This is a genomic window from Companilactobacillus bobalius (genome assembly GCF_009764355.1).
Genome location: NZ_LNUA01000011.1, coordinates 150,074 through 170,321, shown reverse-complemented (window position 1 = coordinate 170,321; position 20,248 = coordinate 150,074). Strand labels below are relative to the sequence as shown.

The 20,248-nt window shown below is 34.1% G+C and carries 34 protein-coding genes and 2 tRNA genes; all 36 read right to left on the bottom strand.

The genetic code is table 11. The features are described from left to right. Positions 1-189: 189 nt before the first annotated feature. The gene (locus ATN92_RS02755; protein ID WP_056951616.1) at positions 190-576 is read right to left on the bottom strand and encodes a hypothetical protein; all 387 of its coding nucleotides are present in this window, start codon (positions 574-576) and stop codon (positions 190-192) included. Positions 577-591: 15 nt separating this feature from the next. Then, a complete protein-coding gene (locus tag ATN92_RS02750; protein WP_056951614.1) occupies positions 592-1,197 on the bottom strand; it encodes a hypothetical protein in 606 nt (201 codons plus the stop codon). Between the two features lie 11 nt (positions 1,198-1,208). Beyond that, positions 1,209-1,616: a hypothetical protein gene (locus ATN92_RS02745; RefSeq protein WP_056951612.1), complete on the bottom strand. Its 408-nt coding sequence runs from the start codon at positions 1,614-1,616 to the stop codon at positions 1,209-1,211. Between the two features lie 2 nt (positions 1,617-1,618). Beyond that, on the bottom strand, positions 1,619-1,990 hold the full coding sequence (locus ATN92_RS02740; RefSeq protein WP_056951610.1) for a hypothetical protein: 372 nt from the start codon (positions 1,988-1,990) through the stop codon (positions 1,619-1,621). After that, positions 1,980-2,327, bottom strand: a complete 348-nt coding sequence (locus ATN92_RS02735; protein WP_056951607.1) for a hypothetical protein — start codon at positions 2,325-2,327, stop codon at positions 1,980-1,982. The genes ATN92_RS02740 and ATN92_RS02735 overlap by 11 nt, the downstream gene beginning before the upstream one ends. Further along, a complete protein-coding gene (locus tag ATN92_RS02730) occupies positions 2,308-2,625 on the bottom strand; it encodes a hypothetical protein (protein WP_056951605.1) in 318 nt (105 codons plus the stop codon). Before ATN92_RS02730 ends, ATN92_RS02735 begins: the two co-directional genes overlap by 20 nt. A gap of 16 nt (positions 2,626-2,641) precedes the next feature. Continuing rightward, positions 2,642-3,970, bottom strand: coding sequence for a phage major capsid protein (locus ATN92_RS02725; protein WP_082604495.1), 1,329 nt, complete (start codon positions 3,968-3,970; stop codon positions 2,642-2,644). 3 nt (positions 3,971-3,973) lie between these two features. Then, complete coding sequence (locus ATN92_RS02720) at positions 3,974-4,759, bottom strand: head maturation protease, ClpP-related (RefSeq protein WP_158106614.1); 786 nt, start codon at positions 4,757-4,759, stop codon at positions 3,974-3,976. Next, the gene (locus ATN92_RS02715; protein WP_056951602.1) at positions 4,746-6,053 is read right to left on the bottom strand and encodes a phage portal protein; all 1,308 of its coding nucleotides are present in this window, start codon (positions 6,051-6,053) and stop codon (positions 4,746-4,748) included. Before ATN92_RS02715 ends, ATN92_RS02720 begins: the two co-directional genes overlap by 14 nt. Before the next feature lie 15 nt (positions 6,054-6,068). Next, positions 6,069-7,715 carry a terminase TerL endonuclease subunit gene (locus ATN92_RS02710; protein ID WP_056951599.1) on the bottom strand — a complete coding sequence of 549 codons (1,647 nt, stop codon included), beginning with the start codon at positions 7,713-7,715 and terminating at the stop codon, positions 6,069-6,071. Then, entirely contained in the window at positions 7,702-8,025 is a 324-nt protein-coding gene (locus ATN92_RS02705) for a P27 family phage terminase small subunit (protein ID WP_199250834.1), read from the bottom strand. The genes ATN92_RS02710 and ATN92_RS02705 overlap by 14 nt, the downstream gene beginning before the upstream one ends. Positions 8,026-8,138: 113 nt before the next feature. Further along, positions 8,139-8,468 carry an HNH endonuclease gene (locus tag ATN92_RS02700; protein WP_056951597.1) on the bottom strand — a complete coding sequence of 110 codons (330 nt, stop codon included), beginning with the start codon at positions 8,466-8,468 and terminating at the stop codon, positions 8,139-8,141. A 1-nt stretch (position 8,469) separates the two neighbouring features. Then, complete coding sequence (locus ATN92_RS02695; protein WP_056951595.1) at positions 8,470-8,754, bottom strand: hypothetical protein; 285 nt, start codon at positions 8,752-8,754, stop codon at positions 8,470-8,472. Between the two features lie 391 nt (positions 8,755-9,145). Then, positions 9,146-9,475, bottom strand: coding sequence for a hypothetical protein (locus tag ATN92_RS02690; RefSeq protein ID WP_143444251.1), 330 nt, complete (start codon positions 9,473-9,475; stop codon positions 9,146-9,148). Positions 9,476-9,844: 369 nt separating this feature from the next. Continuing rightward, positions 9,845-9,915 (bottom strand) — tRNA-Gln (locus ATN92_RS02685). A gap of 90 nt (positions 9,916-10,005) precedes the next feature. Further along, a tRNA-Thr gene (locus ATN92_RS02680) sits at positions 10,006-10,072 on the bottom strand. A 332-nt stretch (positions 10,073-10,404) separates the two neighbouring features. Then, positions 10,405-10,902: a hypothetical protein gene (locus ATN92_RS02675; protein ID WP_056951591.1), complete on the bottom strand. Its 498-nt coding sequence runs from the start codon at positions 10,900-10,902 to the stop codon at positions 10,405-10,407. 491 nt (positions 10,903-11,393) lie between these two features. Then, complete coding sequence (locus tag ATN92_RS02670) at positions 11,394-11,681, bottom strand: hypothetical protein (RefSeq protein ID WP_056951587.1); 288 nt, start codon at positions 11,679-11,681, stop codon at positions 11,394-11,396. Beyond that, positions 11,674-11,853, bottom strand: a complete 180-nt coding sequence (locus ATN92_RS02665; protein WP_143444249.1) for a hypothetical protein — start codon at positions 11,851-11,853, stop codon at positions 11,674-11,676. Before ATN92_RS02665 ends, ATN92_RS02670 begins: the two co-directional genes overlap by 8 nt. 98 nt (positions 11,854-11,951) lie before the next feature. Continuing rightward, positions 11,952-13,100 carry a site-specific integrase gene (locus ATN92_RS02660; protein WP_056951582.1) on the bottom strand — a complete coding sequence of 383 codons (1,149 nt, stop codon included), beginning with the start codon at positions 13,098-13,100 and terminating at the stop codon, positions 11,952-11,954. Further along, positions 13,063-13,746 (bottom strand): N-6 DNA methylase, encoded by a 684-nt coding sequence (locus ATN92_RS02655; RefSeq protein ID WP_056951580.1) that lies wholly within the window; start codon positions 13,744-13,746, stop codon positions 13,063-13,065. The genes ATN92_RS02660 and ATN92_RS02655 overlap by 38 nt, the downstream gene beginning before the upstream one ends. Beyond that, positions 13,721-14,290, bottom strand: a complete 570-nt coding sequence (locus ATN92_RS02650) for a hypothetical protein (protein WP_056951578.1) — start codon at positions 14,288-14,290, stop codon at positions 13,721-13,723. Before ATN92_RS02650 ends, ATN92_RS02655 begins: the two co-directional genes overlap by 26 nt. Further along, positions 14,259-14,534, bottom strand: coding sequence for a hypothetical protein (locus tag ATN92_RS02645; protein WP_056951576.1), 276 nt, complete (start codon positions 14,532-14,534; stop codon positions 14,259-14,261). The genes ATN92_RS02650 and ATN92_RS02645 overlap by 32 nt, the downstream gene beginning before the upstream one ends. Then, positions 14,531-14,797, bottom strand: coding sequence for a hypothetical protein (locus tag ATN92_RS02640; protein WP_056951575.1), 267 nt, complete (start codon positions 14,795-14,797; stop codon positions 14,531-14,533). The genes ATN92_RS02645 and ATN92_RS02640 overlap by 4 nt, the downstream gene beginning before the upstream one ends. A 49-nt stretch (positions 14,798-14,846) precedes the next feature. After that, on the bottom strand, positions 14,847-14,987 hold the full coding sequence (locus ATN92_RS02635) for a hypothetical protein (RefSeq protein ID WP_156638745.1): 141 nt from the start codon (positions 14,985-14,987) through the stop codon (positions 14,847-14,849). Positions 14,988-14,991: 4 nt separating this feature from the next. Then, a complete protein-coding gene (locus ATN92_RS02630) occupies positions 14,992-15,486 on the bottom strand; it encodes a hypothetical protein (RefSeq protein ID WP_087721292.1) in 495 nt (164 codons plus the stop codon). Between the two features lie 13 nt (positions 15,487-15,499). Further along, positions 15,500-15,976, bottom strand: a complete 477-nt coding sequence (locus ATN92_RS02625; protein WP_056951571.1) for a hypothetical protein — start codon at positions 15,974-15,976, stop codon at positions 15,500-15,502. 28 nt (positions 15,977-16,004) lie between these two features. Continuing rightward, a complete protein-coding gene (locus ATN92_RS02620) occupies positions 16,005-16,196 on the bottom strand; it encodes a DUF6877 family protein (protein ID WP_056951569.1) in 192 nt (63 codons plus the stop codon). Positions 16,197-16,220: 24 nt separating this feature from the next. Further along, positions 16,221-16,970 (bottom strand): hypothetical protein, encoded by a 750-nt coding sequence (locus tag ATN92_RS02615; protein ID WP_056951567.1) that lies wholly within the window; start codon positions 16,968-16,970, stop codon positions 16,221-16,223. Positions 16,971-16,979: 9 nt separating this feature from the next. Then, entirely contained in the window at positions 16,980-17,447 is a 468-nt protein-coding gene (locus tag ATN92_RS02610; RefSeq protein WP_056951565.1) for a hypothetical protein, read from the bottom strand. A 4-nt stretch (positions 17,448-17,451) separates the two neighbouring features. Continuing rightward, positions 17,452-17,829, bottom strand: coding sequence for a hypothetical protein (locus tag ATN92_RS02605; RefSeq protein WP_056951563.1), 378 nt, complete (start codon positions 17,827-17,829; stop codon positions 17,452-17,454). Between the two features lie 11 nt (positions 17,830-17,840). Beyond that, the gene (gene ssb, locus ATN92_RS02600) at positions 17,841-18,398 is read right to left on the bottom strand and encodes a single-stranded DNA-binding protein (RefSeq protein WP_056951561.1); all 558 of its coding nucleotides are present in this window, start codon (positions 18,396-18,398) and stop codon (positions 17,841-17,843) included. Then, entirely contained in the window at positions 18,388-18,522 is a 135-nt protein-coding gene (locus ATN92_RS18990) for a hypothetical protein (protein WP_256970561.1), read from the bottom strand. The genes ssb and ATN92_RS18990 overlap by 11 nt, the downstream gene beginning before the upstream one ends. Continuing rightward, the gene (locus ATN92_RS18695) at positions 18,509-19,696 is read right to left on the bottom strand and encodes a conserved phage C-terminal domain-containing protein (protein ID WP_056951560.1); all 1,188 of its coding nucleotides are present in this window, start codon (positions 19,694-19,696) and stop codon (positions 18,509-18,511) included. The genes ATN92_RS18990 and ATN92_RS18695 overlap by 14 nt, the downstream gene beginning before the upstream one ends. A 114-nt stretch (positions 19,697-19,810) precedes the next feature. Beyond that, positions 19,811-20,005 (bottom strand): hypothetical protein, encoded by a 195-nt coding sequence (locus tag ATN92_RS02590; protein WP_056951558.1) that lies wholly within the window; start codon positions 20,003-20,005, stop codon positions 19,811-19,813. Positions 20,006-20,016: 11 nt separating this feature from the next. After that, the gene (locus ATN92_RS02585; protein ID WP_056951556.1) at positions 20,017-20,244 is read right to left on the bottom strand and encodes a hypothetical protein; all 228 of its coding nucleotides are present in this window, start codon (positions 20,242-20,244) and stop codon (positions 20,017-20,019) included. Between the last annotated feature and the right edge of the window lie 4 nt (positions 20,245-20,248).

Below are 20,248 nucleotides of genomic sequence, written 5' to 3'. Positions count from 1 at the left end.
AGTTGAATCTCTTTTCCGTTTGCCCTTAAATAACCTCCCTTCTAATTTATGAATTTAAATAATTTTCTACTTCAACTTTATTAATTGCCAATTTGTTCAAACTGCTAATTGGCCAATTTTCGGCAATTTCAGGCTCAATTCCTATAAAAAAAACGTAGAAGCTAAATAAATCTTCTACGTCGTCAATAATTATTTTCGGTGCTTTCTTTTCCTGTCCTTGCCGTTTCCTTTTTTTGTTGAACGTTTAAATCCATTAGCAAATCTAGCATCTGCTTTGGCCGAACCGCTAATCATCTCGGTTAGAATCTTACCTGATTGTTCAAAGTCCAAATCCAATTTATCTTCAAAATCATCTTGGCTCATCTTCGTATCAGGATTGGCATTCAAATAAGCAATCCAAGTTGAATTAATAAGATAAGGCTCCATTTTTTTAGGTTCCTTATCTGCACCAACAAAGGCTTGTAATAGGGATTCTGGCAAGAGCCCTTTATCCTGAAAAACTCTTAATGCTTTAATTGAAATTTTTGGCTTAATTCTTACTTTTTCGCCATTATTTAGTGTAATTTCATCAATCATCTTAAAACCTCTTTATTATTTTGATGTTGTTGTAGAAGATGCTGGTGCTACGGCCTTTACTAAGTCTGGTGTAAAGTCTGTCAACCATTTATCTGCTACGTCTGTATCAACTTCACTTTGAAGTGCTTCGTAGAAAAATTTGTTATTATCGTCTTTCATAGCAATAAATTCTTGCTCTATTTCGGCAATTTCTTCACCGCCGTTTTCTAATTCCCAAGTCATACCACCTGAAAATTGCATATTAGGAAACGCACGTAGCATTGCCATCACTTCGTCCAAGTCAAGAACCTTAAAGGACATAATTCCACGACCTTGACGTGAATCTGTTCCATAGGCATATACGCCCTTTTTTAACCCGTCTGTCTTCAATCCCCAAACTTTACGCAAATTTTCGACTGGCATATGTCCAGTAAATTTACATTTTAGTTGTGTAGGAATATCAACGGATCTAACCGTGTCACCTTCACATTTTTTAACAACCGTTTTTAAAGTTGTTTCAATTTCAAGTTTTCCTGTACATCCCAGCTTAACCGCAGGTGTAATGTACTTATTATCCTCAAGCCACTTAATAGCAGCATCAGTTACTTTGTATTCATCAAAAGTTGTATATTCTTCAGCCATTTATTTTCTCCTTAGAGTTGTAAAGCATCTTCCAATGCTTCCATTACTTTGTTAAATATTTTATTTGATGCAGCATCCCCACCTTGTTCAAAGAACCTTTGGTCAATGAAATTATGCGGTCCAATACCATCATTAGGAAATACCAGGTAGCCGAAACTACCCTTATTCTTTGCTGCACCGCCACGAGCATAAATTCTAAATCCCAAATTCAGCATGTCCAATTTCAGTGAATTAGATGTCTTAGCATGTTTCTTATCCCGATTTGATACTGGCATAAATTTTATGATGTCTTGAATAGCTTCCTTTGCCCCAAAGTTATGCACAACTTTGTTAACAGCATTCTCAGCCTTATCAGGAATTTTAGCCATTTCATTTTGAATAGCTTGAGATTTATCATAATTTAAGAAATATTCTGCCATTATTACCACTCACCTACTTTGATTACATGAACAAAATTAAGAGTGGTCATCTCGGCCTCTTCGTTGCTATCAGTAAACTTACCATTTTCCACTTCAGAGCCTGTGAAGCGTAATCTAGCTTTTTTAAGACTTTCAGCAAGCGACAAGACATTGATTGTTGAACTATCACGTGTGACAAATGATAATGTGAAATCCTTCAGAAATTGATTTCTATCGTTATCCGAAGGTCTGATAGCACCCTTCTTTGAATAAACAAAGAAGGATTTATTTGAAACAATTTCGTCTTTTCCTAAAGAGGTATCAAAAAGTGGATAAGCCTGTGCATTCATAATTTCAATGAATTCATCAAGATTTAATGTGTCATTAAATTTCATTTAGGTTTCCTTCCTTAGTTAAATACCAGAACATTTTTTGTCTATCCGTGGACAAATCGATGTATTCAATTTCATAGTAATCATCATTGATAGCTACTTTTTGAATGTTTTTATCGATTCCTGGAACAAAAAAAGTTTCAACCTTTAAATTAGATGTTTGATCCTTTCCAGAATCGAATAATTCTTCATCTTCTTGACGGATTTGTTTGTAATCAAAAAAGAGAAATCCAGCTTCGATTAAATCGAAGCCAATTTTCTCTTTCAGTTCGTTACGCTTAGTTTTTATTGTTCCGTAGTGTAAAACACCATCGGTAAAATTAGTCAGCCTTCGCTTCATTGAAAGACCTCCTAGATGAACCATTTAGAATTTGAAGATGTAGGATATCGCTTTGATAATCAATCGGAAACATCTGTCGATAGCCATCCCAATAATAGCGACAGTAATTCATTAGCAAATCATTTGCTACAATCTCTGTTTCTGTATCACCCACAAATTTAACCGGTCCAACTCGACTGGAAATAAACGCCATCCCTCGTTGGATAGCTTTTCTCAAGCTGTCGTCACGTTCAGTAAAGGTAATTTGAAGTTCACTCTTTACTTGTGTTAGCAACTTATCGTCTACTCTATAATCCATTAATTACCTCCACAAGCTATTCAGCTGGGACTAAGGATAATAGGTCATCCTTGGATGTCTTCCCTGTGTAATCAATCTTTTGATTATCTAGCCACGCTTTAATTTCAGCTACAGTTTGATCTGTCGTAGGCTTAGTTGTTCCCTTTGAATCAAAAGAGCCTTCTTCCGTTACATCACCAATTTTACCGGCTTTATGTACATCTGGATCTCCTTCAAGTTCTGGAACCTTAGCGCCTTCCATACCTGAAATATCAGCAACAAAGAATGCATTTTGATTCTTGGCAACACCCATACCAAAAAACTTAGCAATGAATAAATACATGTCTTCGATTGCTAAGGTTTGATCGTATTGATTAAACTCAACAGAACCCGAAACACCTAATACATAATTTTTTGTAAATCCAAAAATTAATCTATCCTCTGGAACTGCATATGATTGAATAATTGTATCTCCAGTTGGCAAAGTAATTAAATGCCAGTTGTTGTCAGCATCATTAACAGCCAATTGTGGGAATAGCTTTGACCAGTATGTCATAGGGTTAACCATAACTGAAATTGGTCCATTAGCTGTCTTGGCCTTTGTTAAAGCTGCATGAATTCCAGCTAATGACAATGGCTTCAAATCATTTACAGCAACTGTTTCCTTATCTTTATAAACTCCGTCAACGGCACCACTTAATTTCTTAATCATACCAATTGGTTGAAGTTTCCCATTTCCTTGAACAACTGCTGTTTCAAGCGTTGCACTCATGGTTTCCTCTAAAAATGTTGTTACATACTCAGACAAATATGCAGGTCCAAGCTTGAAGAATCCTTTAGGAATGGCAAGAAATCCAGATAGTTTGCTTGATTCTAGTGATAATGTTTTAAATCCATCTAACAAGATTTGTTTAATGTCTGATGGTACTGTGCCCCAGAATGCTGTTTTCTTAGTAGGATCAGCATAAATTAATTTCATCAAGGCTGTCACATTTTGAGTATCAATAGCTGCTAGCAATGGATGGTCTTCCTTAATACGTGATAATACGTCCTCAACTACTGTTTCAGGAAGTGTTTCATCTAAATTTTCGAATGATTGTTTTTTAGCAGCATCCGCAAAGAACTTTCGTTCGTTGGAGGTCATCGGTCTACGAATTCCACGTGTTTCAAGAATCTTTTCATCATTCATTTCTGTATTCATTTGTTGAACATGCTTCATAGCAGTAGCACCGATTGAATTTTGTAAAGATGTTGCAAACTCTCCAAACGCCTCTTCTTGAGCATTGTCATCACCATCACGCATTGCCTTAAACATAGCAATACGTGCATCTTTTACTTCTTGTGTATTTAAATCTGGATTTTTCATTTATTAATTTCCTTCTTCCGCAATAAATTTAGCAAATTTACTAGCCATTGATTCGGCTGTTGTCTCATGATTGTCTTCAATAGGTACTTTTTCTTCATATTGAATTCCATTTGATGTAATTTGAGCTGATGTAATTCTAGAATTTTTTCTAGCAACCATTTGATTACCTGAATACTTAGCAAATAATGATTGTTTAACATTTTCTTCAGTAGAATCCTCGTCATCATTTGCTGCTGAATCAACAATTTCATCTGCAAATCCCAAGGCAATAGCTTCCTCAGCATTCAGATATGTTTCATCATCCATCAGCTTGATTAATTCTTCTTCTGTGCCAACGAATCTTGTTTCATATGTCTTAATCATGGATTCATCCATAGCATTCAATCCTTGAATGGCCTTGGTTAATTCTTCCACATTTCCATAAACATCTGTAGCAGCATGATGTACCATAATCTGAGCATTTTCTGGCATAAAAATAGTGTCGCCAGCCATTGCAATGACTGATGCGGCACTTGCAGCGATTGCATCAATATAAATATTAATTTTTTTATTTGATTGCTTAAGTTGGTTGTAAATACCGATACCCTCGAATGCTATACCGCCATAAGAATTAATATGAACATCGACTTCATCACTATCAATTTCTGATAAGGCTTTTGCAACTGCTTTAGCAGTAATTGATTGCTCATCTTCATTCCAAAATGTTTGACCAATGAACCCATATAAATTTAGTCTTGCAGGTTCATTTTCATTTTGTACTAAATTAAAAACAGTTTTAATCTTTTTCATTTTCATTTCCTTCGTCATTATTATTCTCACCACCCTTCAAATCATCTTCAACCAGACTGTAATTCTTACTAATAATATGTTTATCAGCCCAATCTTCCTTGATTGGTTCATAATCCATAAAATTCAAAATGTCATTAACAGACCAAACACCAATACGACTAATCAATTCAGCAGAATTAGCAATCTTAGTGAGATCGTAATTTCTAATCTTATCAGTTCTAATCTTGCAGTATGTTCTTTTGGAAACATTCTTTTGACCAAACATTTTTCGATTGATTTCATCTTCAATTTGTTCAGCTATCGGATTGATACAGAATGAGATAAAGTTATCGGTCATTCCGTCAATGTCAGCTGTATCACCTTTTAACAATCCACGAGGAATCATAAAAGCATCAGCTGACATATCTACAATGTCACTGACCATTGCTGAAATATCTCTAGTGGTTTTGTTAGCAGCACTGCCTGAGGACTTACTGTTACCAGTTGAATTCAAATCATTAAGCGTTAAACCAGATTCTAAAGGTGTAACTGAATCTTTATCACTAAAGACCCCTTTTAAACGTTCACCAAACAAATCATCAATAACAGTGTCATATTCAGTTAACGGAGTACCGTTCTCATCAGTAACTTGAGTACCATTCTCATCAATAACCGGTTTCTGTTTTAATTGGTCAAATGTGGAATCAATATTCAAAGCGTACTTAATCGCATTACTCCTGTTATAGTTTTTAATTGCGCCATTCAGCAATGAGCCGTACTGCTCAAAGATACCGTCAAACAAAGATTTAACTTTTGAGTTATTCAGTTTCAAATGAAATACTTCATTTTCCAAAAAACTACTGTTCATAGAATAGTTATTAACTAAAATATTTGAGTAAATATTTGGTTTAAAAGCATATTCATGAAACGTAAAATCATCTGCTACTATCAATGATCCGTCAACTCTTGATTGAATAACTAAGGCTCCATCTTCGTTCATTACCATCTGATAAATAACTTTATTCCAAAAATCAGCTGCATTTTGATTTTGATTAGGCTCAATGTTTAATTGATACCAAACATCCCCTTGAAATCTTTCGCCCTTCTTAAAGGTTTGAAAATCACATTTCACTAAAGCATTAGCAATTCGATTAATACACAGCTGAATTGCATATAACTTAAAAGCAGTATTAGTTGTCGAAGAATTAATGTAATCTTCAAACAACTTATACTGCTTTTTTCGTAGGTCTATGGCTTGTTGTGACTCAGTAACTCTAACTGGTTCATTATTTTTAAATAAATCAAAAAATCCCAACCGCTCACCTCCTTTCTAGTAAGTATGAGTTCTTAATGTTCTGTGATATGTAGCAACCGGAACATCTAGTTTATCTCTAAATTGGAATGCATTTAGAAACGCAAAGAACCCATCTGTTTTTCTTAGCTTTGGTTCAATTTTTTTATATTCAATATTTCCTCTGCTATCACGATCTTTATAAACGTTATTTGTATACCAGCGCATCATAAAGTCATCATCAACATAAACAATATTATGATAAGCAAACAAATCATCAATCGTATTTTCCAGATCAGTATGTGTTTTGATACCGGTTCTTGCTGCTAATAGTTCGCCAAAACCATTATTAGTAAACTCTTGCTGTAAGTAATTTCGTCTAAACGTATCGGCTGCAATATCCTTGATGTCATAATATTTTGCTTGTTCCAATATCCAATCAACTACGTACTTAGGCCGGTTGGTTTCGTCGTCAATAATTTTAATAAATCCTTTTTCTTTTGCTACATCTAGTGGAACTTTGTACTTCCTATGTTCCAGTGCTTTGTAGTTAATCAGTGAGTGGTGTTTCCAGTAATATTTATTCCCAATTTTAAATAACAAACCTATACCACAGAAATCCATTGTGTCAGAAAAATCAATTCCCACAATACAACTTCTACCACGTAAATCTGGAGTAGTTTGGTTAGTTGCCTTGATGTTATCCCAACTGGCAACAGGTGATTGTGCCTTACTTGCTGGAATATTCATCCGCTTAGTCATAAATTCGATACGTGCCTGATCTCGATCATGAGCTTTTTCAAACTCTGATTCCATTTCTTGTTTTAACGTTGGAAAATAAATCAATGATGGATTAGCTTTTTCCCACATTGTTTCATCTTCCCATTCATCAGGACTATCAAGCTTACAAATGAACGGAAACATTCTTCGCTTAGGACGTTCGCCAGCAAGAACCATCTCACTCTCATCTTTCAAATTGTCCAAGAAGCCCTCACGATTATATCCATCAGTGGTCATGTAAAATCTACGTGGATAAGGTTTCTTACCAAGTCCGGAAGTAAAAACGTTGATAGTTTCTTCATCTTTATAAGCGTGAATTTCATCAAAAAATACCGCACCAGGTCGCCCACCATCTTTAGTATTAGCGTTGCTAGTTCGGTATTTTATTTTAGAATTAGTTTTTTTATATTTAATTAGCTTTTTAGTCCACTGAAAATATTTTTTATATTTACGTGGATTACTATCAAGCAAATCCCAAATTTCATTAAAAGAAGTAGTGGCTTGTTCTTCAGAAGTAGCTACAATATCAACATCATAATTTCTAATACCTTGCTTACTAGCTAGTAACCACTCTTCAACTGACATGAAACCAGTCTTACCACCACCACGACCTAACAGAACTAGAAATTCATCAAACATTAAGCTTCCATCATCATAAAATGCTCCATGTACAAAGGCCAAAATAAATTTTTCCCATGGAAGAAGTTTCCATACAAAATGTTTTTCAATATTCTCCAAGGCCGCATCTATCAAATCAGTTCTTAAAACAGCATGTAGATCAGCCAATTTATCAATTAGAAAGTGCATTAATTGGATTTGTTCTTTACAGGCAACGATCTTACCAGATAAAACACCATTCATGTATTCATCGATAGCAGGATGATATTTTACTTTAGAAATCGTCATCTTCTTCAGGCTCACCTTCAATCGTTTCAATATGTAGTTGCTGTAATATTTTTAACATCTGTGCATTAACTTTTACTAGCTCTGATATCGAGTCATTCTTTTTAAAACCATGTTGTTTGTCACCGTTTTTCCACTCAATTGATACACCACGAGCTTTAATATCTTTAATTAAGTCATTTTTTATATCAAAAAAACTAACATAATCATTTACCAAATCCTCAAAATGAGGTGTATCAGCTTCCATGGATTTTAGTTGATTTTGCAACGATTCTCTCAAATGCTTAGCATTTATTGCCTTCTTTCCAACCACAATTTTTAATACACCCCCCTCTCATGTGAGAATCAATAAATTTGTTAAGTCTTCACCCTATCCCGTTGTTTGTCTCCCCAAGGGATTTGCCGTTTGGTTTGACCGGGGGGGTGCTACCAACGTTCTTCATTCTCAAATTTGTCTTTATGAAATGCTTCTAACTTTTCTGGATGCTCCTGATTATGATGTACCCTGCATATCGTCTCGGTGTTACTTAAACTTAATGCTTGTAAAGGATAATCACGAACATGTTTGATGTGATGAACAGTAGTAGCATGTGTATGCTTGCCTTGTGTCTTGCATACCTGACACTCTTCATGATCTAACTTCAGCCTTGCCGATCTCACTCGTTGCCACTCTCTTGTGTGATAGAACTTAATCACATCATCATTAGCAATCCAGTCTCTTAGTTTATGTAACATGTCATCAGTCATTAAGTTCATGTTACTTCTTCATACCTTTGATATACTCTTTAGCCCATACACCTATTAGTTCAGTGATGGCGTCAACACTCAGCTTCTTAGGATCAATATCCAACTCTTCCAGTTGAGCAGCGTTGTGTGGCATGAGTAGCATGTTGCGCATCAGTGATACAAACAGAGCAGCAGCTTCCTCATTAGATACTTGATTCATTGTGAATGAGTCAAGGAAGGCTTGCTGTATCTCATCCATGCTCATCCTGTTCTCATCAAGATATTCCTTGATGTGTTTCTTTTGTAGTCTGTTCATTGACATACCTCCAATCTATTTCGGCTACTGGAATCGAACCAATTTTATTAGCTAAGGAAACTAATAAGATACCAACCTTCCAACCGATACATAACTATCTATGTTGATGTTAACTTTTCCGATGCTTTAAAATCTAAATTGAACGCTTAAATTGCTACAACTTTTATCGTGGCTTTTTTGTAAATAAAAAGACCACATCGTTTGATGTGACCTCTAATTATTTATCTTTAAAGTATTTAGTAATTAATATCGATATTATTAGCACTGTAATAAAATCAACTAACAAATAAATTGTCAGACTATCAATCATATATATATCCTATTTTTTATATGATTCAATAAATAATTTCAATCTTGAAAGAAGTGGTTACAAATTCAAATAGGCAAATCTTTATGATGCAGGAACATCAAATGTTGATTTACAACTAGAACATTTATAATAATGTCTTGAACTTCCATCCGGGGTTAATCTAACAAGATTGTTTTTACTTCCATAACAACCGGGACAATATGGTCCGTCATCACTGACAAATACGTATCCATTTTTACCAAATGCTACTTGTTTTGTAATATCTCTTTCTTTCTTTAATGTAGCAACATCATGAACTAATTCAATGTTTTCATTATATAAATCCATTACTTGTCCTTGAAGTTCAATAATTGAAGAATTCAATTCTGAATCATTGATTTTCTTTGCAATTTTTGAAATGTCTTTAAGCATATTAGATATCTCCGAGTATACTACCATTAATTTCCTCCTGAAAAGTTTCTCAAGAAGATTATATAAAAACACCATCGATTAAGATAGTGTTTTCTAGTAAATATAGGGTTTCTCCACCTATATATTATTTTGGAACCATCGTCAGGTATGGAATCGAACCATGCATGTTTGAATTGTCTTGCCACGCTCTCGACTACGTACGCTACGTTAGAGTCGTATCAAACGGAGGCGATATACATATCAATAGCCCTTTACACTATCTCATCATCCTGTGTTACCCTTTTCACCACTGACTACTGCTGTTGTTTGCAAATTAAAAGAACTAAAAGCTCTTTCTTTTATATTTTATGATTGCTTTACGACAATCAATTGTGCAGATAGGAGTTGAACCTATGCTCACAGAGTCAAAGTCTGTTGCCTTACCACTTGGCTACTACACAATATTGGCTAGGATTAACCAGCCCAATTATATCCGAAAGGAGGAACTCAAATATTTAATACTTTTAACGTGGAAGCTGGCACTCCCACAATAGCATGAGCAGGACTCGAACCTGCATCGCCGACACTGTCAGTGTTTTACCATTAAACTATCACACTACTACTAACCTTTACGGTATCACGTCTGACCCCTCATCATCACGGTGTCAACCACGTACGAATAGTGGTATAAGTTTCACGGCTAGCAAAATGGACTGGATGGAATCGAACCATCAATTACAGAGGTCATCCCTGCTGTAAACCCCAACTGATTCAGTCCAAACTTGAGTTAAGCTTTGGCATTAACTAATCGAAAACATATTATAGAAAAGGAGGTCAACAAAGTGCTACAAAAAAGTATTATAGATAATCCTTACCGAAATTATCTACAATACTAATATAAGCTTTTAAATTAGGGTTTTGTCGTCGTCTTTTGTGCATGAAATGTGCATTCATCTAGAAATGTCATTAAGGCTATCAATCCCAAACAGCATGACTTTTAATTCACCGAATGCTTTTTTCTGATCTCTTCTTAAAGTCGAATCGTCTATGTTCCAATATTCGCATAGCCACTGCTTACTCTTTCTCTTCTCACTTAGATACAAGCCGTCAATAATACCGAACTTTCTTTTGTCAGCATCATTACCAGACATACATATTTTTTTATACTTACCAAGAACTTCATTAACGAATTCCATCATTTCTCTGGAACGTTCTCTATATCCAAGCAACGCATACAAACTTAATTGGTTTCTAGATAGTTCACCATCTATGTCTATCTCAGGAAGTTTTACATCAAGATGATTTTGTAAGTATCGATAATTCACCAAGAGAATCTTCACATTTCGTAATTCCTTACCTCGCTCATTATCTGTTTTCTTGTCACTAATATTTATAATTTCAGTAGCAAGCTCCTTAATAGATTCTGGTGTTAAACTTATTTCTTTCATCCCTGTAATCCCTTCCCATTGTTATTATCGATGTCTTTTATTGAAAGCAGCTTCAAATTAATTAAAAATATTGCAGCTCCCTCTCTAAAATCAATACTTACTTCAGTCTCACTTAATTTATAAAATTTGAATCCATCTTTACAATACAATCCTTATTTGGATAAGCTCTTTTTAGCTTAACGAGTTTGCCATCATCGTACGTGTATACCCACAATCCAGACTATTTTAAAACAATTTGTTGTCTAATCATCTGTCTTTCTCCTGATCGTTACCGACATTTTTCATTATTCCAATTATTTCTTTAAAACTAGATTTCATTAGTTTGTTTTGTTTAGCCACGATCTCATAATCTTTAACATTTTGATTATAATTTTTTGTTAAGTCATCATTTTGCTTTCTGAGTAACTTATTTTGCCTAGAGATTTGATAGCAAGCAATTAAGACAATGAATATAAAAGCCAGAATAAAAAATTCAGATATCGATATTGGCATTATTTAACTTCTACATATTTTTTTCTAAATACTTTATCTCTAACTGCCCAATGTTCACCATTGGCACCCGTGACAATCCAATCACTAATTTTTAGTTCTAAAAATTCTTCCAACGATTTAATAAAATATCTTGGTCGCTTTTTACTCAATTCAATAGCTATCGGACCGAATCTTGTCTCTTTGATATCGTAATCAATTAATTGGAGATCATAATTCTTAATCATTTCTTGAGATCCATCAAATTGTTCAGCCCTTATTAATTCAGTTCTTTGATATTCCTTAATCATCTTCCTGTACGCCATATCCTAATTTTCTATTCTTAATACTACATTCAGAACTTACAGATTCTAAAGTCTTCAACAATGTGCTGAACGTAGACTTATCCATTACATTTTCTGTCAAAAAGTTCTTATTTTCTTTAACCATTGTAGTTAAATCGGATATTTTAGAATTAACCATGTTTAGCTTTTGTTTGTCTTTTATATTCATCCCTCTAATCCTTTCATAAAGACTAACCAGCGGGCTTTTAATCCTTTATCACCAAAAGTAGTTATTGACTAAGACAGCAACCCTTTGATTTTTTCATCTGATGCTCGTTTCTTTTCCTCAAGAATATGAGCATATACTTTAAAGAGCATACTCGTATCCGTATGTCCAAGCTGTCTAGCAACAATTTGAGGTTGAATATCTTGATAAAGCAAATATGAAGCATAACTATGTCTTAGCTTATGTGCAGTCAATCTTGGCAATCCTAAATGGTTTTCAATAAGTTCAAGCTGATTATTAACCGTACTATTAAATATTCTTACACCTTCATTAATAAGTGGCCTACTAGGATCATTGGGAATATCGTACTTTTCTTTAAACTGATAATATTTTTTTAGTAATGAATAAAGTGTTTCATCAATTGTTATGTGTCGTATCGAACCAACATTTTTGGTATTTTGAAATTCTCCCTCAGGCTTTCTATAATTCCAAGTTTTTGAAATATTTAAGTAATCACGTTCTACATCTGTGTACCGAAATCCTAACGCTTCTGCAAATCTAGCCCCTGTATGAATTAATACGGCGTAAAGCATGTAATACATCTGATAGCTACTGCTTTGACCTCTTCCCTTTGCTGATTTCGTATAGTCCTCACCGTGATAAATTGGTTCTTGATCTAACATAGCATCCAACTTGAAGTCAATATAAGACTTAAATTTATTAAACTGCGTAGCACTAAATGCTTTAACCTTTTGTTTTACCGCTGCTCTTTGTTCAGGGGTCCATGTTTCTTCGACAGAGTGAATTACGATTCCGGTTTTTGCATATCCTCGAATATATCCATCATCTACCGCGAAGCCTAAACCCGCACCAATTTGAGTTCTAAAATCCATAACGGTCAAGCGTTGATGTGTTTTTCCGTAACCATCCAATATAAACTGCAAATTTTGACGATTATTTTCTAAATCAATTAGTAACATATCAGGAGCAATTTTTTTAATCTGTTCCAAGGACGCAAGATATTTATCTAAAGTAACGCCTCTAACTTTGCCTTCTTTTTCAGTTGCTATGAACCATTTATAGTAATCATAAAATGTCATACCTCTAACTTTTTTTATTAAATTCTGTCTGCTAATTTTTCTGGTTGATCCATCTTCAGCTCTATAATACATTTCTGCATTATTAGCGAATCTCCTTGATACGCTCAATTGATTTTGCATCAAATACTTCCTCCAATTTGTTTTCAATATGTTCTGGATAGCGTTCGTCACTCCAGCTTTTAATATTGAATTCTTTTTTGACCTCTTCTGAATAAGGCATTATGTTTATATCGCTAAAGCTTAATGCATCATTCTTAACGTTTTGTACGAAAAAGATACCCTTACATTTTTCTCTGGATAAACTGTCAATTTGAATCACAGTTGCGTTCATTCCACGAATTGCTAAATTAAAAAGTAAGAACGGTATCGCTCTATCTGATAGTTCTTCTAAAATATGATAATGTTCACTAGGTCTATAGTCCCAAAGCGTTTGCTTTAAACATTTTTGATAATAATGATCAATCACAATTCCACCAGTTCCTGCGGCAGGTTCAAAATAATTATCGTCTTTTGTATTAACTAACTTATTCATGATTGTTGAAACCGATTGAGGAGTAAAGTCCTGCTTTTTCTTCTTCCGATCAGCCGCTTCATCTTGAAAATACATATGAAACCAGTCAAAACTCATATCCGTTTCATTTTTTAGGAACACTTTGAATAATTGAATACGTTTATCTTTATTCAATATTGTTGATAGCAGCTTCTCTGGTGCCTTCCATGAATCATTCACGCCAATTAATTCATTTATCTTTTCTGTCGTTAGCATCTATTTCTCTGACTTTCATTTTTAATCTCACAATATTAATACCAGCTTTATTTAATTCTGGATTGTTAAAAAAATAACCTTCATGATGAATTCTGGCAATTTCTTGTTTGGTAACTTTGGTTAAATTCTTTTTTGAAAAATTCCGATTATTTCCATCAAGAAAATAAATACGTTCATTAGAATTTAATTTACAGTCATGATATTTTTCATACACATATCTGGAATATTGTTTCCAGCCAGTATCGGTTTTTATCAAAGCTTTTCCATACTTCATATATTTGCTACCGATTGGAACTGGTTTTCTACTCCCACTATTAGCTTTCATTAAGCCTTTGGTTCCCGTATTCCAGGGAATCATCCCAGGTTTAAAATAATTGTTATAGCCACTTTTTAATTTATGATGCACTTTGAATGATCTAAGTTGTGTGGCTGTAAAATTTGTGTCAAATTTTTTATTGACCAAATTTGCAAGCTGCTGACTACTAATACTTTTATAGTTTTGATAAATAAAGTCACTTTGTTTTTTCGTGAATATCCTTATCATCTTTATCATCACCTAGTAAAATTTGTGAACGTCCATTTGAATCAGCACTGTTAATATCATCATATGCAACCTTTGCCTTCAACATCACATTTGCGTTTTGAATTATCTTATCCCCAACATTAGTCATAGCTTTACTTCTTAAAACTTCTTTATTGAGTTCTTCATCGGATAATGAATCGTCATTAAGGCGTTCCATTTCTTCAAATAAATGATTATTTAAATCGACTAATGTATTTTTTGTCATCCCAACACCCTGATTAAACGGCCTTTGTACCGTGTAAATTTCTTACCGTCAACTGCTATACAAGTAACCTTTAGTCCCATCCGATCTATGACCCAAAACGCACTTGCAGCATCCTCTTGATCGCTATACCTTTTATTAGCAGTTGTGTACTCCTGAACTTTTTCATTTCCGTTATATAAACAAATGGTTTTGTAATTATTACTATCAAATCGAGATAACCACCATTTGTTATATGCCTTTTCTATTTTAGTTAACTTCGTCATTTTCCAACTCTTCCTTTTGCAATTTTAAATCCTATTACCGAATTTATTTTTACTCATCAGCATATTCCTTCAATATTTCATCGATATTCTCAGCGCCTGCATACGCATCTTCTTCTTTGAGTTCATCATCGTCAAATGGACTTAGATTTTTAAGATATTCGACTACTGCTTCATACTGTTTGCTATTCATCTGCTTATTCCTCCACCAGTTCATTTTCAGGAACTACTTCCATAAAAGGTTCATATTTAGGATTGATATCCAACACTTCTTCTTTAGTAAATTGTGTTTGATAATCTTCATTCTGATCCTTAATGAAGTGAACATAATATTTCTTGTCCGGAAACTTAGCCTTACCGGTATAAAAATCGGCAATATCTTTTGAAAAGCCAGCTTCTTCATATATTCCGATATAATTCAACTTATTATTCAAAGCTGTGAATCCACTATTCGATTCAAAAATATCTCCAAAGATATGGAATAAGTCATGGTCTGACACGGCATCTTCTAATTCTTCACGTTCCATTTTTGTCCAACCCTTTAAAACTCGTACATTGCTCATATCTTTTACCTCATAATTAAACTTTTTTGTTAGTGGAATTGGAAAAGCTTTTACTAAATCTTTAACACTCATTGAGGTTTCTCCATGAATCATTCCACCACAAAGCACAGCGTCATTTATTTTTGTCATATGTCGTCTATCCTCAACTAACTTTTGAAATTTTATACGTTACTTTATGTGGTCTAGCTTTGTATCTAGCACTTTTCCAATATCTAATTTTCTCAATTGGAACTTTCATAAACTCAGATAGTTCTCTTATCGTCCCTGTAGCAATCTTTTTGTGTTCCCGAATCAAATTGTATGTGCCGGTTCTACTAAGCTGTTCATTGTGATTTTCTAACCACTTAGAATTATTCAAGTTACCCATACGAATCAAGCAATTCAAGCTCGTAACAGTAACACCCAGTTCATTAGCAATTCGTTCTTTATCAATTCCTTGATTCAGCATAAGTTGAGCTGATCTAAAATCGAAATCATAATATTTAAATTCAAACGGATCTTTGCCGTCGTTAAAATATTTTCGTATTTTAATCATTCGTTCATCGAATAAAGGGATGTTAGATATATCGCCATATTCCATCTCGCATTGATATATAAGACCTAACATTGGATTAATCATTTTTATTCATCCCCTATCTGATATTCCATTAACTAATACTCTTCAAACGATTGGACCACCTTTGAGCATATCTAGCTTGCTGCCACATATATTCATCAGTGTCATTACCACCAGAAGCCATCCAATCTGTCATTCTTTTATTTATGTCCATCAACGCTTCCATTGGAATTCTGTTAGACAAAGAGTTAACAATATCAATTGGTAGTTCCTTACTTCTCATAATAAATTCACCATCCCTACAGAATTAAGCAATTACTGTTACATGTCCTGATTCAATCTCATCATTGAGATTATCATCTAAGTATGTCTTGATATTATTCATGGCTTCATTCTTCCAAGCTCCACCGTCAGCTTCAAATAACGCTGCTTCCATTCCCTCACGCATTCTGAATACAAACTTACTCTCAGGTTGTTCAACTTCAATAAATGTTCTATATGGTCTCATAGTTACTGGATTAGGAACCTTAACGGCTCCGACAGTAGCAATACCCGTTTTAATCTGAACTGATTGACTAACACCATCGTCAGAACTTTGATGAACCTGTTGTTCTTTCAAATTACCGATTACCTTTAAAATGAGTTCACGATCTTCTGTTTCAGCAAAGCGTGATTGCAGTGCAATATTTAGTGTTTCCGCCTCATAATATTGATTAAATCCAAAATCTGGAATCATTGCTTTTGAATCAATTAGTTTCTCACGTCTTCCATATTCATCGATGGCACCAAACACTTGAACTCTAGTTGGTGATATTACTTGAACAAACAATTGTTTGTCCTTTCGCTCATTCATATTCTTAATTAATTCAATAATTCCAGACAACGTTGAAATTTGAACTGAATCCTTACTTTGATTCTGAGGAATAACTGGTTTTGGCTCTCCATAATCGTTAAATGTGTAATTACGTCCTTGAATCTGAACCAATCTATCTCCGCTATTGGCAGCATTTACTAGTTCTTGAATTTTCTCAATTGTTTCACTTGTTAAATTTTCCATACTTATCACCTATGCCTTTTTACCTTGTTTTTGTAAATCAATCACTTGTGCTTGTTCTGATGATTCTTTTAAATCTTTAGTTTGTTTATCTTTATTTTCGACATTCTCTATCTTTTCACCGGTATCTGTACGAAGATCACCATTATCATCGATATATGTTTGTCCTTTGATACCTGATTTCAATTCATTAGCTTCAATTGCTCCTGTATCATCGTTTCTACCAACAAGTAATGTAGTTGATACTCCATTCTGTGGAACTAGCTTAGATTTAACTTCAGAGTACACAGAAATGGCATCCCTATTATCATTTGGTAAATATGTCAAAGTAATTGTGACCGAACGTTTCTTTTTTGCATCGGTATTTTCGTCAAGAATATTTTCACTAACCTTTTTAAGTTCCTGTTCAAATTTTTCCTGAACACCACCATTGGACATTTTTGATAAATCGAAATTTATTAGCTTTTTTACTTTCGTCATTTTATTAATCTCCTATTCTATTTAGTAAGTCGAACATGAATGACTGCATCCTGGTCTTATCGAATTTGTAGCAACGTAATTCTTCATTAACTGGCCTATCAATTGAAAGAGTACAATCACCAATAGATAGATACCCATTACTATCAAGCTCTCTGTCGTAGTATTCGCTATAATCACTACCTCGGTTTGTCGCTTCTTTTGGTTGGAAATTTTTCCAACATTGATTTGCTTGCTCAGATAAAAACTCTTTTAAATTGTTCCAAGTTTCTTTATCAAATTTCATATCGCTGTTTTCTGATAATGGTCTTGCCAAAAAAATAGCATGTTTTCTTGTAACAACAGTTAAAACGTTGCGTTTCTCGTCTTTAAAATTTTCAATCAACTTAATTCCCCCTAGAATGGCAAATCATCATCCGAAATATCTATTGGTTTCGAGTTATCAGCAAACGGATCACCCATATTATTGTTCAAATTATTAGATTGATTATTATTATTATTATTGTTGTTGTTGCTTTGACTATTATTGTTTCCGTATGAAGTCTGATTTGATTGATTTTGTTGATTATAATTAGGTGCTTGATTTGAGTCTGAATTATTTGAACCATTGCCAGAACTCCTCTTTTCAGATTCTGAACGAGATTCAAGTAAGGAGAAATTATCAACGACAACTTCAGTTACATAGACTTTTTGTCCTTGCTGATTGTCGTAATTTCGTGTTTGAATACGGCCGTCAATTCCAACAAGCGAGCCTTTATGGGTGAAGTTAGCAAAGTTCTCTGCTGCTTTACGCCAAATAACACAATTAACAAAGTCGGCTTCACGCTCACCTTGAGAGTTAGTAAACTGTCTATTAACCGCAAGTGTAAACCCTGCGACTGCTGCACCATTTTGTGTGTATCGAAGTTCTGGATCACGTGTTAAACGTCCTACTAAAACAGTTCTATTTATCATCAGTTTTTCCCCAATCTATAAAGAATCTCGAAACTATTATTAATCCAACAGCTGCAAGAACTATCCTGCCTATCATTTTCTTTTCCTCCAATGGTTTCCCCACGATTAATTTACTTAACGTCATATTTTGCCCTCATTTCAGCAAGCTCTTCCATAATTTCTTCATGACTTTTTATATATTCATCTTTGCTTGGTACATGTGCCTGATTCTCTGGTGCACTCCAATCTGTACCAATTTCAACAATTGGTTGTCTCCCTGTTCTTTTTCCAACAGGGATGTTAGATTTTTCATTCAAATATCCTTCAAAATTAGGACCGAATAAAGTTTGTGGTCTTAGATATATGTTTCTGCTTGGATCATTTAGCCAACTGATTACTTTTTTATCAATAACCTTCTTAAAATCATCTAGTCTAAATCCTTCATTCCATCTTTCAAGAATCATTTCTCTAGATTTAATAGTTGTTGATTTAAATGATTTACTGGTTTGAGCATTTAAGTAATCGATTATTGATTGATATGGAATAGCACCGTCGGGTTTCCCGACAGTATCTTTATCTAAATGGTTATCTAATAATGGTTCTCTCTCTTTATAGTTTTCTAAGTAGGGGGATTTAATTTTCTTAGTAGGTTCGTTAAATTTATTAAGTACCCCATTAAATTTTCTAAGTAGGTATATTTCTCTTTTAAGTACTTGCTTTGGCTTATCGGGATTGTAAAATCTTTTAGTTTCGATATACGATTTTTCTTCAAGATTACTAACCAACTGAGAAGCTCTTGCTGAACTACATCCTAAGAAGTTAGCAAAGTGTGAGTTACTTGCGAAACATCCCAAGTCACCAAACGATAAACTACTAATTTCAGTTATTAATGCCATCTGAGACTTATTGATTCCTTGTTCAAATAACAACTCTCTTGGAATCCAGACGCCTTTGAAATCTCGCTTGTAATCATCAATATTTTCTAATTCTTCAACAGTGAAATCAGTTTTATGTTGTTGAATCGGATATGTCTTTATTGGATATATTTCACGTCTACTGACTTGTTTCTTACCCTTCTTGTAAAAGAGCTTAACCGTTATGTATTTCTTGTCTGTGAGGCTCCTAACAAGCTGTGAGATTCTTGCTGAACTAATTCGTAGTATCTTAGTAAAGTGTGAGTTACTTGCGTAGCAACCTCTTCTACCGGCCAAACCTATAATCTCTGCATAAAAGAATCTTTCCATAATTCCAAGATTCCTATCCATCCAAATTTCTTTTGGGATCCATATGCCACTAAAGTTAATAATTTCATCAGTCATACAAATCACGCCTAACTCTTATATTTTCTTGTTAAGTAAGACGTTGTATAATAAACATGTGTTTGGTTGTTTATTATACAAACGTCCACAAGATGCTTATGTCCTGCAAGACAACTACATCTTTGAAGCCTTTCTCTTATTGAGGAGGGCTTTTTTCTTTTCCTTAAAATCATCATCACAAAATAACCAACTTTCAAAAAGATTATTCCAATCCTTTAAAACCGATTTTTCGTAAAATGGTCTCCAAAAGAATCCCAGTACAAAAGATAAAATTGGTACCCACAGTATGCTTGGAACTGATAATGTCATTTTTATTCCTCCTAAAATTCAAATTCATATGTATATGAGTCCGTTGTTGATGCGTTAACTTCAACGTTTGCACTTTCTAATGCATCCATTGCCCCATCTGACAAAGGTTGATTGAACGCCATAGTCACCGACCTCTTTCCCAGTGATACAGCCATCACAATTTTTTTAGCTAGTTCTGAGTATTGATAGTCCTCTTTTGCTTGAGGAATAAACTTTTGTAATTTATTTAAATCATTCATATTT

Coding starts and splice junctions, on each gene's coding strand:
- ATN92_RS02755 (WP_056951616.1), bottom strand. CDS start 576: ATGATTGATGAAATTACACTAAATAATGGCGAAAAAGTAAGAATTAAG.
- ATN92_RS02750 (WP_056951614.1), bottom strand. CDS start 1,197: ATGGCTGAAGAATATACAACTTTTGATGAATACAAAGTAACTGATGCT.
- ATN92_RS02745 (WP_056951612.1), bottom strand. CDS start 1,616: ATGGCAGAATATTTCTTAAATTATGATAAATCTCAAGCTATTCAAAAT.
- ATN92_RS02740 (WP_056951610.1), bottom strand. CDS start 1,990: ATGAAATTTAATGACACATTAAATCTTGATGAATTCATTGAAATTATG.
- ATN92_RS02735 (WP_056951607.1), bottom strand. CDS start 2,327: ATGAAGCGAAGGCTGACTAATTTTACCGATGGTGTTTTACACTACGGA.
- ATN92_RS02730 (WP_056951605.1), bottom strand. CDS start 2,625: ATGGATTATAGAGTAGACGATAAGTTGCTAACACAAGTAAAGAGTGAA.
- ATN92_RS02725 (WP_082604495.1), bottom strand. CDS start 3,970: ATGAAAAATCCAGATTTAAATACACAAGAAGTAAAAGATGCACGTATT.
- ATN92_RS02720 (WP_158106614.1), bottom strand. CDS start 4,759: ATGAAAAAGATTAAAACTGTTTTTAATTTAGTACAAAATGAAAATGAA.
- ATN92_RS02710 (WP_056951599.1), bottom strand. CDS start 7,715: ATGACGATTTCTAAAGTAAAATATCATCCTGCTATCGATGAATACATG.
- ATN92_RS02700 (WP_056951597.1), bottom strand. CDS start 8,468: ATGAACTTAATGACTGATGACATGTTACATAAACTAAGAGACTGGATT.
- ATN92_RS02695 (WP_056951595.1), bottom strand. CDS start 8,754: ATGAACAGACTACAAAAGAAACACATCAAGGAATATCTTGATGAGAAC.
- ATN92_RS02690 (WP_143444251.1), bottom strand. CDS start 9,475: ATGCTTAAAGACATTTCAAAAATTGCAAAGAAAATCAATGATTCAGAA.
- ATN92_RS02675 (WP_056951591.1), bottom strand. CDS start 10,902: ATGAAAGAAATAAGTTTAACACCAGAATCTATTAAGGAGCTTGCTACT.
- ATN92_RS02670 (WP_056951587.1), bottom strand. CDS start 11,681: ATGATTAAGGAATATCAAAGAACTGAATTAATAAGGGCTGAACAATTT.
- ATN92_RS02665 (WP_143444249.1), bottom strand. CDS start 11,853: ATGGTTAATTCTAAAATATCCGATTTAACTACAATGGTTAAAGAAAAT.
- ATN92_RS02660 (WP_056951582.1), bottom strand. CDS start 13,100: ATGCAAAATCAATTGAGCGTATCAAGGAGATTCGCTAATAATGCAGAA.
- ATN92_RS02655 (WP_056951580.1), bottom strand. CDS start 13,746: ATGCTAACGACAGAAAAGATAAATGAATTAATTGGCGTGAATGATTCA.
- ATN92_RS02650 (WP_056951578.1), bottom strand. CDS start 14,290: ATGATAAGGATATTCACGAAAAAACAAAGTGACTTTATTTATCAAAAC.
- ATN92_RS02645 (WP_056951576.1), bottom strand. CDS start 14,534: ATGACAAAAAATACATTAGTCGATTTAAATAATCATTTATTTGAAGAA.
- ATN92_RS02640 (WP_056951575.1), bottom strand. CDS start 14,797: ATGACGAAGTTAACTAAAATAGAAAAGGCATATAACAAATGGTGGTTA.
- ATN92_RS02635 (WP_156638745.1), bottom strand. CDS start 14,987: ATGAATAGCAAACAGTATGAAGCAGTAGTCGAATATCTTAAAAATCTA.
- ATN92_RS02630 (WP_087721292.1), bottom strand. CDS start 15,486: ATGACAAAAATAAATGACGCTGTGCTTTGTGGTGGAATGATTCATGGA.
- ATN92_RS02625 (WP_056951571.1), bottom strand. CDS start 15,976: ATGATTAATCCAATGTTAGGTCTTATATATCAATGCGAGATGGAATAT.
- ATN92_RS02620 (WP_056951569.1), bottom strand. CDS start 16,196: ATGAGAAGTAAGGAACTACCAATTGATATTGTTAACTCTTTGTCTAAC.
- ATN92_RS02615 (WP_056951567.1), bottom strand. CDS start 16,970: ATGGAAAATTTAACAAGTGAAACAATTGAGAAAATTCAAGAACTAGTA.
- ATN92_RS02610 (WP_056951565.1), bottom strand. CDS start 17,447: ATGACGAAAGTAAAAAAGCTAATAAATTTCGATTTATCAAAAATGTCC.
- ssb (WP_056951561.1), bottom strand. CDS start 18,398: ATGATAAATAGAACTGTTTTAGTAGGACGTTTAACACGTGATCCAGAA.
- ATN92_RS18990 (WP_256970561.1), bottom strand. CDS start 18,522: ATGACGTTAAGTAAATTAATCGTGGGGAAACCATTGGAGGAAAAGAAA.
- ATN92_RS18695 (WP_056951560.1), bottom strand. CDS start 19,696: ATGACTGATGAAATTATTAACTTTAGTGGCATATGGATCCCAAAAGAA.
- ATN92_RS02590 (WP_056951558.1), bottom strand. CDS start 20,005: ATGACATTATCAGTTCCAAGCATACTGTGGGTACCAATTTTATCTTTT.
- ATN92_RS02585 (WP_056951556.1), bottom strand. CDS start 20,244: ATGAATGATTTAAATAAATTACAAAAGTTTATTCCTCAAGCAAAAGAG.